The organism is Aeromicrobium yanjiei (assembly GCF_009649075.1).
GTDB classification, from domain to species: Bacteria; Actinomycetota; Actinomycetes; order Propionibacteriales; family Nocardioidaceae; genus Aeromicrobium; species Aeromicrobium yanjiei.
This window is the reverse complement of sequence record NZ_CP045737.1, coordinates 2278464-2291803: the sequence shown is the minus strand read 5'-3', so window position 1 is coordinate 2291803 and position 13340 is coordinate 2278464. Positions and strand designations below refer to the sequence as shown.

14 protein-coding genes are annotated in these 13340 nt (G+C 67.4%); 5 read left to right on the top strand and 9 right to left on the bottom strand.

The features are described from left to right. The 5 genes from GEV26_RS11225 to GEV26_RS11205 all read right to left on the bottom strand — a co-directional run bounded on the left by GEV26_RS11225 (position 1) and on the right by GEV26_RS11205 (position 4236). A complete protein-coding gene (locus GEV26_RS11225; protein WP_153653158.1) occupies positions 1-909 on the bottom strand; it encodes an SPFH domain-containing protein in 909 nt (302 codons plus the stop codon). Between the two features lie 96 nt (positions 910-1005). Then, complete coding sequence (locus GEV26_RS11220; RefSeq protein ID WP_153653157.1) at positions 1006-1854, bottom strand: amino acid ABC transporter permease; 849 nt, start codon at positions 1852-1854, stop codon at positions 1006-1008. Beyond that, complete coding sequence (locus GEV26_RS11215) at positions 1851-2498, bottom strand: amino acid ABC transporter permease (RefSeq protein WP_153653156.1); 648 nt, start codon at positions 2496-2498, stop codon at positions 1851-1853. Before GEV26_RS11215 ends, GEV26_RS11220 begins: the two co-directional genes overlap by 4 nt. 65 nt (positions 2499-2563) lie before the next feature. Further along, positions 2564-3469: a glutamate ABC transporter substrate-binding protein gene (locus GEV26_RS11210; RefSeq protein WP_153653155.1), complete on the bottom strand. Its 906-nt coding sequence runs from the start codon at positions 3467-3469 to the stop codon at positions 2564-2566. A gap of 38 nt (positions 3470-3507) precedes the next feature. Next, positions 3508-4236, bottom strand: coding sequence for an amino acid ABC transporter ATP-binding protein (locus tag GEV26_RS11205; RefSeq protein ID WP_153655059.1), 729 nt, complete (start codon positions 4234-4236; stop codon positions 3508-3510). Between the two features lie 181 nt (positions 4237-4417). On the opposite strand from GEV26_RS11205, the gene GEV26_RS11200 reads away from it, so the two are divergent. From GEV26_RS11200 to GEV26_RS11190, 3 genes are all read left to right on the top strand, one after another. Further along, complete coding sequence (locus GEV26_RS11200) at positions 4418-4966, top strand: hypothetical protein (RefSeq protein ID WP_153653154.1); 549 nt, start codon at positions 4418-4420, stop codon at positions 4964-4966. 358 nt (positions 4967-5324) lie between these two features. After that, a complete protein-coding gene (locus GEV26_RS11195) occupies positions 5325-7754 on the top strand; it encodes an Ig-like domain repeat protein (RefSeq protein WP_194839832.1) in 2430 nt (809 codons plus the stop codon). Next, the gene (locus GEV26_RS11190; RefSeq protein ID WP_153653152.1) at positions 7751-8392 is read left to right on the top strand and encodes a DUF305 domain-containing protein; all 642 of its coding nucleotides are present in this window, start codon (positions 7751-7753) and stop codon (positions 8390-8392) included. Before GEV26_RS11195 ends, GEV26_RS11190 begins: the two co-directional genes overlap by 4 nt. Positions 8393-8475: 83 nt before the next feature. Here GEV26_RS11190 and GEV26_RS11185 read toward each other — a convergent pair whose 3' ends face one another. The 3 genes from GEV26_RS11185 to GEV26_RS11175 form a co-directional block, all read right to left on the bottom strand. Then, a complete protein-coding gene (locus tag GEV26_RS11185) occupies positions 8476-8832 on the bottom strand; it encodes a hypothetical protein (RefSeq protein WP_153653151.1) in 357 nt (118 codons plus the stop codon). Positions 8833-8930: 98 nt separating this feature from the next. Further along, positions 8931-9422 carry a hypothetical protein gene (locus GEV26_RS11180; RefSeq protein WP_153653150.1) on the bottom strand — a complete coding sequence of 164 codons (492 nt, stop codon included), beginning with the start codon at positions 9420-9422 and terminating at the stop codon, positions 8931-8933. Between the two features lie 114 nt (positions 9423-9536). Then, positions 9537-9806: an excalibur calcium-binding domain-containing protein gene (locus tag GEV26_RS11175; RefSeq protein ID WP_153653149.1), complete on the bottom strand. Its 270-nt coding sequence runs from the start codon at positions 9804-9806 to the stop codon at positions 9537-9539. A gap of 99 nt (positions 9807-9905) precedes the next feature. Between GEV26_RS11175 and GEV26_RS11170 the strand changes: the two genes are divergently transcribed. After that, the gene (locus tag GEV26_RS11170; RefSeq protein ID WP_153653148.1) at positions 9906-10430 is read left to right on the top strand and encodes a hypothetical protein; all 525 of its coding nucleotides are present in this window, start codon (positions 9906-9908) and stop codon (positions 10428-10430) included. 239 nt (positions 10431-10669) lie between these two features. Beyond that, on the top strand, positions 10670-12136 hold the full coding sequence (miaB, locus tag GEV26_RS11165) for a tRNA (N6-isopentenyl adenosine(37)-C2)-methylthiotransferase MiaB (RefSeq protein ID WP_153653147.1): 1467 nt from the start codon (positions 10670-10672) through the stop codon (positions 12134-12136). Positions 12137-12142: 6 nt separating this feature from the next. On the opposite strand, the gene GEV26_RS11160 is transcribed toward miaB, so the two are convergent. Then, positions 12143-13291, bottom strand: a complete 1149-nt coding sequence (locus tag GEV26_RS11160) for an acyl-CoA dehydrogenase family protein (RefSeq protein WP_153653146.1) — start codon at positions 13289-13291, stop codon at positions 12143-12145. Between the last annotated feature and the right edge of the window lie 49 nt (positions 13292-13340).

The following is a 13340-nucleotide window of genomic DNA, read 5'->3' as shown; positions in this document are numbered from 1 at the left end:
CTACTTCTGCGGGATCACGACCGAGCTCGCAGCGCCACCTGGCCAGCAGCTGAACCCGATCGGGATCGTCTGGCCCTCCTTGACCATCTCGCTGAACGTGTCGAGGCACTGGCTGACGAGCACGTTCGGGTTGTTGCTGACCGACGACTTGAGCTTGTCGTTGGCCCGGGCCTGAGCCGTGGCGGTCTTCTCGCGCTGCTGGGCGATGCGCGTGTTGGCCACCTCGGCCTGGTAGAGGTTGATCTTGCTCTGCGTCGGCTTGTCGAAGTGGATGAGCGGGATGATGACGTTCTTGACGTCGATCTGGTCGCCCACTTGCGCGCGCAGCTTCTCGGCGACCTGGCGGGAGAACTCGTTGAGATTGGGCCCGGTCGCATTCGCGCTGTCGTCCTGGATCTGGCTGAGCGGGTTGTAGTCCGACAGCACCTCGTTGAGGGCGGCCGTCAGCTCACGGGTCACGAGCGAGCGACGGATGTTGTCCATGTCGCGGTAGTCCTGGTAGAGCGTCTCGCCGGCCTCGAGCTTGATGCGCCAACGGATCGAGTTGTCGACGCACGCGGTCGACTCGTTGCCGATGCGGATCTCGGTGCACCCGTCGCTGTTGCGCTCCAGGTACGAGTCGGTCTGGATCGCACCGTCGAGCGTCTTGACCTTCTCCCACGGCAGCTTGGCGTGGATGCCGTTGTCGAGGTTGCCGACCGGCTTGCCGAAGCTCGTGACGATGCCGATGTCGCGCGTCGGCACGACCGTGAAGGTTGACAGCACCAGGCACAGCGCCGTGAGCGCGAACGCTCCGAACGCCACCAGCCGCAGCACTCGCTTGAGCGCAGGCTGTGCGGCGCCACTGGCGAGCAGCACGCCGACGGCGACGACCAGGAACAACAGGGTCAGGACGAAGGTGCCGGACATGGGTCTCCTCGGGTCAGTGGCGGCACGAGACTACGAGACAGGCCGTCTGGCCGCACCATCGGGGCCGCACGGTCAGTCGCGCGACGAAGAGCTGCTCTACGCTCGGCCGGCCCCGCCGACCGGCTGTGCCTGCACCATGCCGCCGACCAGCTCGATCTTCGACTCACCGCCGAACCGTCGCTGCACCCATTCGCCGAGCAGGCCCAGCAGCAGGTTGAGGATGATGTAGATGACGGCGAGCACGATCGCGGTCTGCAGGTAGTTCCCGAAGGTGCGGTAGATCTCGCGGCCGGCGAAGGTCAGGCCGGGAGCCAGGATGTAGAACCCCAAGCTGGTGTCCTTGAGCGCCACGATGCACTGGCTGATGAACGACGGCAGCATGATCTTGATCGCCTGTGGGAGCAGGACGATCCGCATGACCTGGTGCTTGCGCAGGCCGATGGCGTAGGCCGCCTCGGCCTGGCCCGCCGGGACGGCGTTGATGCCCGCGCGGACCACCTCGGCGAGCACGGAGCCGTTGTAGAGCAGCAGGCCGAGCACCAGAGGGAAGATCGTGCCGAGCGGGAAACCCTGCATCGACCAGATGAAGATGATCAGCATCAGGAGGGGCACAGCACGGAAGAACTCGACGAACAGCCAGGCCGGCCAGCGGATCATCCGGTGGTCCGAGAGCTTGGCGACGCCCATGATCATGCCCAGAGGAACGGCGAGGACGATCGCGAGTGCGCCGGCGAGCATGGTCTTGACCAGGCCCTCCAGGATCAGCTGCACGAGGCTGGGGGTGAAGAACGGTTCCCACTTCGCATAGCTCAGCTGGCCCTCGGCCTGGAACTTCCAGATCACGGCGCCGATGATCGCGATCACCGCGACCACGGTGACGACGCCGATGATCCGGTGGCGGCGGACGGCGCGGGGGCCGGGGACGTCGAACAGGACGTTGCTCATCGGGTCACCGCGTACTTGCGTTCGAAGAGGTGGGCGCCGAACGAGATCAGCTCGACGATGATGATGTAGCCGATCGCGATGCCCACGAAGATCGTGACCCGTTCGGTGGCGTGGTCGTTGAGCAGGCCCTTGAGCCGAAATGTTGCCTCGGCGATGCCGAAGCCCGCGGCGAGCGAGGTGTTCTTGGTCAACGCGATGAACACGCTCGCCAGCGGGGGCACGACGAGCCGAAACGCCTGGGGCAGCAGCACCTGGGTCATGGTCATGCCGAACGGCATGCCGATGGATCGGGCGGCCTCCGCCTGACCGAGGGGGATGCCGTTCACGCCGGAGCGGATCGCCTCGCTCACGAACGACGCGGTGTAGAACCCCATCGCCAGGGTGATGTTCCAGAAGAAGCCGAAGTCGATGCCCAGCTGCGGCAACCCGTAGTAGGTCAGCAGGATCAGGACCAGCAACGGGGTGTTGCGGAAGATGGTGACGTAAGCGACGGCCACTCCGCGCAGGATCGGCACCGGGCTGAGGCGGAACACCCCGATCAGGGTTCCGAGCGCCAGCGCCAACAATCCGGACGACAGCAGCAGCTTCAGCGTCTCGAGGAATCCCTTGAGGATCAGGTCGAGGTTGTCGGTCAGTGCGTCCATGCGTCACCTCCTCATGAGTAGGGGGCGGCGGGCGGGTCGTCGCGACCCGCCCGCCGTCATGTCGATCAGCTGCAGGGATCGAGGGTCGGGGTCTCCGGCGCCTCGTTGCCCGACTTGCCGAGCGTCGCGTCGAACGCCTTCTTCCACTCGCCGCCGTCGAACGACTCGGTGAGCGTGTCGTTCAGGAACTCGCACAGCTCGGGGCTGTCCTTGCTGTAGCCGATGCCGTAGCGCTCCTCCGAGAAGGGCTCCCCGACGACCTTGAGCTGGTCGGGTGCCTCGGCGGCGTAGCCGAGCAGGATCGCGCCATCGGTGGTGACGGCGTCGACTGAACCGTTCTTGAGTTGCTCGACGCACTCGGAGTAGGTGTCGAAGCCGGCCGGCTGGGCGCCGAACTCCTCCTCGACCGTCTTGATCGACGTCGAACCGGTGACCGAGCAGACCTTCTTGCCCTTGAGATCCTCCGGACCCTTGATGCTGTCGTCGTCCGCGGCCACGAGCAGGCTCTGGCCCGTCACGTAGTAGGGGCCGGCCTGGCCCACGACCTGGCGGCGTTCGTCGGTGATCGAGTAGGACGCGAGGACGAAGTCGACGGTGCCCTTCTGCAGGAACGGCTCACGGTTGTCCGAGATCGTCTCGACCCACTCGATCTTGTCGGGGGAGATGCCCAGCTTGCCCGCGATCACCTTGCCCATCTCGGGGTCGAAACCGGTGGGCGTCTTGGAGCCGGCGGCCTTGAAGCCGACACCGGGCTGGTCGAACTTGACGCCGATCTTGACGGTGCCGGCCTCGGCCAGCTCCTTCATGCGGGTGCCGTCCTCGAACGAGGAGGCGGCGTTGGAGGAGACGTCGACGTCATCGTCGCCGGAGCTGTCCTCACCGGCGCTGCCACAGGCGGACAGAGCAAGCACAGCGGTGGCGGCGACGGCAGCCCAACGGGCCCGACGCGATCGTGTGGTGGTGAACTTCATGGGTTACCTTCCCTCGATGTGGTGAACGGTCACGTGCGTCAGTGGGTGAGGATCTTGGCGAGGAAGTCCTTGGCGCGGGGAGTCTGGGGGTTGGTGAAGAACGCCTGGGGAGTGTTCTCCTCGACGATGCGGCCGTCCGCCATGAACAACACACGGTCAGCGGCGGTGCGGGCGAACCCCATCTCGTGCGTCACGACGACCATGGTCATGCCGCCCTTGGCCAGGTCGACCATCGTGTCGAGGACTTCCTTGATCATCTCGGGGTCGAGGGCCGAGGTCGGCTCGTCGAACAACATGACCTTCGGGTCCATCGCTAGCGAGCGGGCGATGGCGACGCGTTGCTGCTGACCTCCCGAGAGCTGGGCCGGCAGCTTGCCCGCCTGCGAGTCGACGCCGACACGGGCGAGCAGCTCCATGCCTCGCTTGTCGGCGTCCGCCTTCTTCAGACCCCGGACCTTGATCGGGCCGAGGGTCACGTTCTCCAGCACGGTCTTGTGGGCGAACAGGTTGAACGACTGGAACACCATGCCGACGTCGGCCCTCAGCTGGGCGAGCTCCTTGCCCTCGTCGGGCAACGGCTTGCCGTCGACGACGATGGTGCCTTCCTGGATGACCTCGAGGCGGTTGATCGCACGACACAACGTCGACTTGCCCGAGCCGGACGGGCCGATCACGACCACGACCTCGCCGGGAGCAACCTCCAGCTCGATGTCCTGCAGGACGTGCAGGTCGCCGAACCACTTCTGCACGTCGTGCATCGCCACCATGGGAATCGTGTCAGCCATGCGGGACAACCTAGCCGGATCTCGTCGGCGCTCGTGGGAGCCATTCGTACCCGATCCGGGTGTCACCAAAATGTAACGACCCGGTCCAGACCGACTCGCGGTCGTGTTTGGCCCTGCGGCGCAGGGGGTATCTCGCCCCTCCCGTCACCAACTCAGGAGAACCATGACTCGCAACACCCTCTCGCGCTCCCTGCACGACCTCGGTCTCTCGGCCTGGTTCGGTGGAACGCTGGCCAATGCCGTCGCCCTCAACTCCGCGGCCTCCACGGCGCAGCACGACACCGACACCGGCGCGGTCGCCAACGTCGGCTGGGACCGGTGGACCCCGGTCAACGCCGCCGCGATCGGCGCGCACCTGATCGGCAGCATCGGTCAGATCAAGGGCAACAAGGCGCGCATCAAGGACCAGGAGGGTGTCGCCCAGATGGCCCTCGCCAAGACCGGCCTGACCGCGGCTGCCCTCGGCCTGACCGCGTACGGCCGCGTGCTGGGTCGCAAGGTCGCCGAGCAGCAGCGGGTGCCCGTCGCGTCCGGCACCCGTCCCGCGCCCTCGACCCCGCCCGACGTCGCCGCGGCGCAGAAGCAGCTGCGCCTGCTGCAGTGGGCCATCCCGGGGGTGACGGGGGCCCTGGTCGTCATCAGCTCGTTCGCCGGCGAGCAGGAGCGCCCGAGCGAGGTCAAGAAGGGCCTCGCGAAGCGCATCGTCGGCTGACGTGCTCTTCTTCAGCAATCGTCTGGGCTGCCTGGGGTCGTTGGCGATCTCGGTGATCGGCACGGTCATCGTGATCGCCATCTTCAGCCGGTGAGGTGAGGGGCGGAGACCGCCCCGGCGCTTTCATGACGCTCCGAGTTCCAACTACATCGAATCGTAACCTTCGCAGTGCGTAGGACGAGAGGCCTTCCCACCGGCCTTTCGTCCTGCGTCTGCGGGGGTTTCTTGTCGTTCGGCGAGGGAGTGATCGGGTGGTTGCAGGCTGCACCCAAAATGGTGCGACACGATGTCTGGCGCCGCGCGAAGGGGTTCTGTCATGGTGCAGTCACCCTGTCCACTATGTGAAGAAGAGAACCCTGTGACCCATAGACGTCTCCTCCGCAGCTCGCTCGTGGTGCTGGCCACGACGACACTCAGTCTGGGCCTGCTCTCGCCGGCCATGGCCGATCCCGGCATCCCGGAGCCGACCGAGCTCTCCAAGCGTCTCGGGGAGGGCAGCAATGCCACCCGTGTGGCGCCCGAGGACGAGGCGCCGGGCAATCTCGCGCCGGGGACGAAGGTCCCGTACGTTCCGTTCGACGTGAACTACGAGCGGATCACCGAGGTGGACAAGGAGGAGTCGACCGCGAACCTGCAGAAGGTCGCCTCGCTCCCCGCCGCGAGCACCCCCGGCATGGCGACGCGCAGCAACCTCGCGTTCAAGGGTGACTACGTCTACCAGGGCAGCTACAACGGCCTGGCCGTGTACGACGTCAGCAACCCCGAGGAGCCCAAGGTCGTCCGTGAGGTCATCTGCCCGGGCTACCAGGGCGATCTCTCCATCGCTGGAGACCTGCTGTTCTTCTCCGTGGACCAGCCGCGCAACGGCAACGAGTGCGGCGCGCCGTCGGTGCCCGCCTCGAGCCCCGACGCGTGGGAGGGCATCCGGATCTACGACATCAGTGACCAGGAGAACCCGCAGTACGTCAACGCCGTCAAGACCCGTTGCGGATCGCACACCCACACGCTCGTCCCGAACAAGGACGACGCCAACAAGGTGTACCTCTACAACGGTTCCTACGACACCTCCACGAGCGCCGCGTACTGCAAGAACCCGCACGAGCAGATCGAGATCATCGAGGTCGAGCTCGACGACCCCAGCACCGCGGCCATCGCCAAGGAGGTCAAGCTCTGGGATGCGGAGAACCCGGCGCTGACCGCTGCCGATCGCCCGAACGGTGGCGCCAACACGTCGGTCACGACCGGCTGCCACGACCTGACGGCGTACCCCGAGAAGGGCCTGCTCGCAGCGGCCTGCATGGGTGACGGGCTGCTGCTGGACATCAGCGATCCGCTGAACCCGGCGGTCACCGAGCGCGTGCGCGACGAGAACTACGCCTTCTGGCACACCGCCCAGTTCAACAATGCGGCGACCTCGGTCATCTTCCAGGACGAGCTCGGCGGCGGCAGCTCGGCCACCTGCGTTCCCGGCACCCCGCAGTACCGCGGCGCCAACGCGATCTTCGATCTCGCCGGCAACGACCTGACGCTCAAGAGCTACTACAAGATCCCGCGGCGTCAGGCCACGACCGAGAACTGCGTCGGCCACGAGGGCAACATCGTGCAGGTCGACGGCAAGGACGTCCTCGTCCAGGCCTGGTACCAGGGCGGCGCCTCGCTGATCGACTTCAGCAACACGTCCAAGCCCAAGGAGATCGGCTACTTCGATCGCGGGCCGATCAGCAACACCTCGCTGGTCACCGGCGGCTACTGGGCGGTCTACTCGCACAACGGCTACCTCTACGGCAGCGAGATCGCTCGCGGCCTGGACGTCTTCAAGCTGGTGGGCGATGAGTTCGCCGACGCCAACCGTCACCGCCAGGACGTCCGCAACCCCGCGACCCAGCAGGTCATCAGCTGGCCGTGGAAGACCGCCCCGCAGGTGAGCGGCGAGCTCGAGACCCTCGAGGCGACGCCTGCCAGCACCACCGCCGGACAGGGCGCCGAGATCACGGTCACGGCCCCGGCCGGCACGTTCGGCAAGGGCGAGTACGTCGAGATCTGGTCGACCGGCGACGACGCCGAGGCGATCGTCAACGGTCAGGCCGCCGCGGACGGCAGCATCCAGCTGTCGTTCCAGCAGGCCGACGACGTCGCGCCCGGCACGGTCTCCTACGTGGTCCGTGGCGACACCAAGCTCGACGCGAAGCTGTACGGCTTCTCGGTCGAGGTCGAGGGAGTCGCCACCACGACGACGCTGAAGGCCAGCTCGACCAAGCAGACGTACGGCACGTCGTCCATCACGCTCACCGCGACCGTTGCGGCCGAGGGCGAGATCGATGGCACCGTGACGTTCAAGGACGGCTCGACGGTCATCGCCAAGGGCGTCCAGGTCCAGGACGGCACCGCGACGATCAAGCTGCCGGCCGACACTCGTGCCGGTACGCGCAGCCTGACGGCCGAGTTCGTCCCGAGCGGCACCCAGCTGCTCGGATCGTCGTCGGCAGCCACCAAGGTGACCGTTGCCAAGGTTGCGTCGAAGGTCAGCCGCAAGTTCACGAGCACGATCAAGACCTCGACGAAGCCGAAGGTCTCGGTCACGGTCACGGCCGGCAACGTCACGCCGACCGGCGACGTGACGGTCCGGATCGGGTCGAAGTCGCTGACCGGCTCGCTGGTCAAGGGCAAGGTCTCCGTGACCTTCCCGAAGCTCAAGAAGGGCACGTACACCGTCCGGGTCTTCTACCCGGGCACGGGCAACATCGGGTCGAGCAAGAGCACGAACGCCACCCTCAAGGTGGTCAAGTGACATCTGTTCGTCCCCGGGTGCTGGGCGCGGTCATCGCTTCTGCGGTGATCGCGCTCGGCGCCTGCTCCAGCAGTGATGGTGAGGCGAAGGACTCGGGCGTCGCCGTCCGGGCCGGCGCACCGGGTGAGCCCAACCAGAAGATCGACAAGTCGGACGTCCCGTCCGGCGAGAAGAGCTTCAACGACGCCGACAAGGACTTCGTCGAGATGATGGTGCCTCACCACCACCAGGCGGTCGAGATGGCCGCCCTCGCCAAGAAGTACGCGAAGGATGAGCGGGTCGGCGAGTTCGCGGCGCGCATCGGCGACGCCCAGCGCGGTGAGATCGATGCCATGCAGGCGTGGCTCGAGGCCCGCAAGCTCCCGAAGGCTCCGCTGAAGGCCACCGGTCACCACGCGATGCACATGCAGGGCATGCTGACCGAGGCCGACTTCGCGAAGCTCGGCACGCTGCGCGGCAACGCCTTCGACACGTTCTACGTCAAGAAGATGATCGCGCACCACCAGGGCGCACTGGCCATGGCGGACGCCGCGTTGAACGAAGGCACCGACGCCGTGAACCGTACGTTCGCGGCCGACGTCGCCACGACGCAGACCGTCGAGATCAGCCGTCTGAAGGGCATCCTGAAGCGGCTGTGAGGCTCGGCAAGCCGCGTCCGTCCCACTGGGGCGGGCGCGGCTTTGTCAGTTTGCGGACACGACGCCGCGGCAGCTGCGGCTCGCTACGGCAGGACGGTGGGGCGCGCATGGGTGCAGGCCGTGCAGTGGACACGCCATGGCCCGCCCGCGTCCGGTGCCGGAGCCACCCGGGGTGGCACCGGGGGAGGGAGCTCGTCCTGCCACGGCTTGCCCGGCCGGAACTGAGGGATCGGCAGGGCCTCGAGGGTGCGAACCTCTGGCATCGGCACGGCGAGACTGCGTCGTGCGGGAGCGGACGTCGGCTGGGGCGCCGATGGCTCGGGGGTGACTGCCGGCTGTGCCTGAGCGGCACCGGGTGCGAACAGGACCGGCTGGAGGACAGCAGTGGGCAGCAGCAGGACGAGCGCTGCCGCGCGAGCCTTGCGGGACGTGCTGATCACGACGACCTGACCTCCTGCGACCGGGTGGGCCGAGTGTCCACCGCAGGCGAGGGCTGGTCAACCACTTGCGGGCTCCAACCGTGCCGGATAGTCCTTCGTCAGTCGTCGATGACGACGTCGGCAACATGGAGGACCCAGTCGATGTCCTCGACATCGACCCAGATCTGGACGGGCCCGGTGCGCGGTGGCTTGTGAGCCATCCACTGCCCGCCCAGCGCGGAAAGCTCCGCCAACGTGCGATGGCGCCGAAAGGAGAGGACTGCGTCACCTTGCCCGTGAACTACGTCCGGAAGCGCGGCCCACTGCTCCTGCCACGTCTCCAAGGTCTCGTCCGCGAACAGTTGCCAGACACGATGATCGCTGTCCATCGACGCCAGAGCCTCGGTATCGTCCTTTCGCTCTGACCATTGCAGAAGATCGCGACCGCACTCGAGCTCACCCATCACCCAATCGTTCGCCCACTCTCGCCGGCTGCCGGGAGTCATGAGCGTCATCGCCTGACGGAATGACTTCCTTTCGAACACTGCCTCGGAGAATCGCTCGATCAGTTCGTGGGCTGCGATCTCATCGATGTCAGGCGCGGCGCTCATTCGCCGATGCTACCGATCTTCGTCACCGAGAAGGCCTCATCCGCCCAACGGACTTCACATGATGATCGCCGCCGCCACGACGCCGACCGTCGAGATCACCGAGCATCTTTGGTGTCACTTCTTCTCGCAGGCGATGCCGTCCTTGTCGCGGTCGGACTTCTTGTTCTTCTTGTAGATCTTCGCGCTCCGCTTGAAGTTCGTGACGGGGGTGCCGGACGTCTTGTCCTTGGCTCCCGGCTTGCCGACACCGTGCTTGTAGTCCTTGTTGAGTGCCGTGCAGTTCTTGTACGTCTTGCTCGCCGCCTCGGCAGGCGACGTCACGGCAACGACGCCGACGCCGGCGATGGCGACGGTGCAGACGGCGGTGGTGATCTGGCGAAGCATGATGTCTCCCGATGGTTCGTGGCTGGGTTCTCCATACTCGCCCTGCCAGGCTTCGATGTCCGGCAAACTCAGCATCCACGACGATGTATCGGGGGAGTGATGGCCGTAGCTGACCGACTCGTCGTGGCAGTCCTGCTGGCCGCCGGCGCGATGGTGCTGCTGTCCGGGTGCAGTCCCGCGCAGGTCGGGATCGTGGCGTTGTCGCAGCGCGACGGGCACCTGCTGGTGGCGGTGATGCGCTGCGACGACACCGCGCTCGAGCGCGTCGCCATCAGTCACGCGGGGCCCCTGCGGACCGACGGGCCGAGGGAGCGCGTCGACGACGCACGGTGGATCACGGACATCGACAATCAGGATGTCGTCGTCCTCGACACCGCTGATCCCGGTGGGGACTGGGAGGTCAAGGATGCCCTGGAGGACCTGGACCCGCGGGCGACGTACTCCGTGTCCGCGGGCGGGGACACCGACCACACCATGGGGTCGGTCGGGTTCACGACCGCTGAGCTCGACGCGCTCGACGACGGCCAGTGGCTCATCGGCGGTGACCGGGACAGCAGGGTCGAGACCGAACGTCCGACCACCACGGATCTCGATGCCTTGCGCTCGACGTTCTGCGATCAGTGATGCCGGTCCTGACGAGAGCGGTGAGCGGAGATCGGGTTTCCGTCGGCGCGGTGTTTCTGCCACCGAATACGCCCGGCGCGGTGTTTCCGCCACCATATGGAGCCGAGAACGCGTCCAAACGGTGGCAGAAACACCGCGCCCCCGGGGGACGCCTCCAAACGGTGGCAGAAACACCGCGCCCCCGGGGGACGCGTCCGCCGGACAGGGGAGGCCGAACCTCCACGTACGATTGAGCAGTCATGACGAAGACCTATGAAGTGCGCACCTACGGCTGCCAGATGAACGTCCACGACAGCGAACGTCTGGGCGGCCTGCTCGAGACGGACGGCTACGTGCGCGCCGAGGAGGGTGCGACACCCGACCTCGTCGTGTTCAACACGTGCGCGGTGCGGGAGAACGCCGACAACAAGCTCTACGGCAACCTCGGCCACATCGCGTCGGTCAAGGAGAAGAACCCCGGGATGCAGATCGCCGTGGGTGGCTGCCTCGCGCAAAAGGATCGCGACACGATCACGAAGCGCGCGCCGTACGTCGACGTCGTCTTCGGCACCCACAACATCGGCTCGCTGCCGGTGCTGCTCGAGCGGGCCCGCATCGCCGAGGAGTCGCAGGTCGAGATCCTCGAGTCGCTCGAGGTCTTCCCGTCGACCCTGCCCACCAAGCGCGACTCGGTGTTCGCGGCGTGGGTCTCGATCAGCGTGGGCTGCAACAACACCTGCACGTTCTGCATCGTCCCGGCCCTGCGCGGCAAGGAGAAGGACCGCCGCCCCGGCGACATCCTCGCCGAGGTGCAGGCACTCGTGGACGACGGCGTGGTCGAGGTGACGCTGCTGGGCCAGAACGTCAACGCGTACGGCGTCGAGTTCGGCGACCGGCAGGCGTTCGCGAAGCTGCTGCGCGCGTGCGGCGAGATCGAGGGGCTCGAGCGCGTGCGGTTCACCAGCCCGCACCCCAAGGACTTCACCGACGACGTCATCGCGGCGATGGCCGAGACGCCCAACGTCATGCCGCAGCTGCACATGCCGCTGCAGTCGGGCTCGGACCGCGTGCTCAAGGCCATGCGGCGCTCGTACCGCCAGGAGAAGTTCCTCGGCATCATCGACCGGGTACGGGCCGCGATGCCGGAGGCGGCGATCACGACCGACATCATCGTGGGCTTCCCGGGCGAGACCGAGGAGGACTTCGCCGAGACGATCGAGGTCGTGCGCAAGGCCCGGTTCACCAGTGCCTTCACGTTCCAGTACTCCCAGCGCCCCGGCACTCCCGCCGCCACCTTGCCCGACCAGCTGCCGAAGGCCGTCGTGCAGGAGCGGTACGAGCGACTGATCGAGGTCGTCAACCAGGTGGCGTGGGACGAGGCGAAGAAGCAGGAGGGCCGCATCGTCGAGCTGCTCGTGGCGGACCACGAGGGCAAGAAGGACGGCGCGACGCACCGGCTGACCGGACGCGCCCGCGACAACAGGCTCGTCCACTTCGTGCCGGGCGAGCACGACGTGCGCCCGGGCGACATGGTGCGGGTCCTCGTCACGTACGCCGCGCCGCACCACCTGGTCAGCGACGAGCCGCCGATCTCGTTCCGCCGCACCAAGGCCGGCGATGCGTGGGAGTCGCGGCAGGGTCGCACCGAGGTGCGCTCCGTCGGGCTCGGCATGCCGTCCCTCGGTGTGCCGGCACCGTTGCCGCCGGCCCCCGCGTGCGCCGTCTGATCCCTGTCAGTCGCTGAGTGCCCGCCGCCCGATCAGCTCGAGGGTCGCCTCGGGCGGGAGCGGGTGGAACGGTCCGCCGCGGACGTCGCGGTACGCGCGCTCGAGCGGCGACGAGCGGAAGAAGGCTCCGCCTCCCGCCACCTCGAGGGCTGTGTCGGCGATCGTGCGTGCCTCCACGACCGCCTGACGCTTGGCGGTGAGAACGGTCTCCAGGGTGGCCTCGTCCATGGTCGGGTCGTCGCCCATCTCGTCGACCGCGCCGAGCAACGCCCACCGGGCGGTCCGCAGCCGCGCGGTCATGTCCCCGACCTGGCGGATCGCGGACGCCGTGGCTTCGCCGCGCGAGCGGGCGACACGTGTCGCCTCGTCGAGCGCCCCGTGCGCGACGCCGAGGTACGCCGCCCCGCCGAGGGGGCAGAAGTGGATGACCGCGACCAGCAGCGGACCGGACAGCGAGCCGTACGGACGCGTGCCGACGATCTTCTCGGCCGGCACGAACACCCGGTCGAAGACGATGTCGTGACTGGCCGTGCCGCGCATGCCGAGCGTGTCCCAGGTCTCGACGACGCTGATGCCGGGCGAGCTCATGGGCACGCCCATGTGCAGCACGGTCGCGTCCGGCCCCGGCTCCCCGAGCACCCCGCACGTGGACAGGACGTCGGCCGCAGGGGCCTGGCTGCAGAAGACCTTGCGGCCGGTCAGCTCGTACCCGCTGTCGACCTGCGTCGCGACGGTGCTGGGGGAGACCCAGTCGGAGCCGCCGCTGGTCGCCATCACCAGCCCGTCCCGGGCGACCTTGGTCAGGACGCCGGCGGCGTCGGGAGCGCCCTTGCGGTGGCGGAAGCGCTGCACGAACGTGAGGTAGAGGTGCATCGTGGAGGACAGGGCCGCTGCGCCCGACCAGCGGCCGAGCTCCTCCTGCGCCAGGACCATCTGGCGCATGCTGGCGCCGCGGCCGCCGAGCTCGACGGGGACCGGCAGGCCGAGGTAGCCCACGGACTTCATGAGGTCGTACGCCTCGCTGACGAAGGTGGCGTCGTGGTCGTGGACGGCCTCGTACGCGGCTGCCTCCCGGCCGACCTGGGTCGCGAGGGAGAGGACGTCGTCATCGGTGATGGTGGTCGTCTGCGCGACGACGGGATCTGTGAGTGTCATCCTCGCAGCGTCCTCCCGTCGCCGAGCGGTGACTAGTTCACAAACTGAA

What these genes read in the sequence shown, in the direction of transcription:
- GEV26_RS11180 (WP_153653150.1), bottom strand. Translation starts at nt 9,422, where the DNA reads ATGAGCGCCGCGCCTGACATCGATGAGATCGCAGCCCACGAACTGATC.
- GEV26_RS11200 (WP_153653154.1), top strand. Translation starts at nt 4,418, where the DNA reads ATGACTCGCAACACCCTCTCGCGCTCCCTGCACGACCTCGGTCTCTCG.
- GEV26_RS11210 (WP_153653155.1), bottom strand. Translation starts at nt 3,469, where the DNA reads ATGAAGTTCACCACCACACGATCGCGTCGGGCCCGTTGGGCTGCCGTC.
- GEV26_RS11160 (WP_153653146.1), bottom strand. Translation starts at nt 13,291, where the DNA reads ATGACACTCACAGATCCCGTCGTCGCGCAGACGACCACCATCACCGAT.
- GEV26_RS11220 (WP_153653157.1), bottom strand. Translation starts at nt 1,854, where the DNA reads ATGAGCAACGTCCTGTTCGACGTCCCCGGCCCCCGCGCCGTCCGCCGC.
- GEV26_RS11225 (WP_153653158.1), bottom strand. Translation starts at nt 909, where the DNA reads ATGTCCGGCACCTTCGTCCTGACCCTGTTGTTCCTGGTCGTCGCCGTC.
- GEV26_RS11170 (WP_153653148.1), top strand. Translation starts at nt 9,906, where the DNA reads ATGGCCGTAGCTGACCGACTCGTCGTGGCAGTCCTGCTGGCCGCCGGC.
- GEV26_RS11215 (WP_153653156.1), bottom strand. Translation starts at nt 2,498, where the DNA reads ATGGACGCACTGACCGACAACCTCGACCTGATCCTCAAGGGATTCCTC.
- GEV26_RS11175 (WP_153653149.1), bottom strand. Translation starts at nt 9,806, where the DNA reads ATGCTTCGCCAGATCACCACCGCCGTCTGCACCGTCGCCATCGCCGGC.
- GEV26_RS11205 (WP_153655059.1), bottom strand. Translation starts at nt 4,236, where the DNA reads ATGGTGGCGATGCACGACGTGCAGAAGTGGTTCGGCGACCTGCACGTC.
- miaB (WP_153653147.1), top strand. Translation starts at nt 10,670, where the DNA reads ATGACGAAGACCTATGAAGTGCGCACCTACGGCTGCCAGATGAACGTC.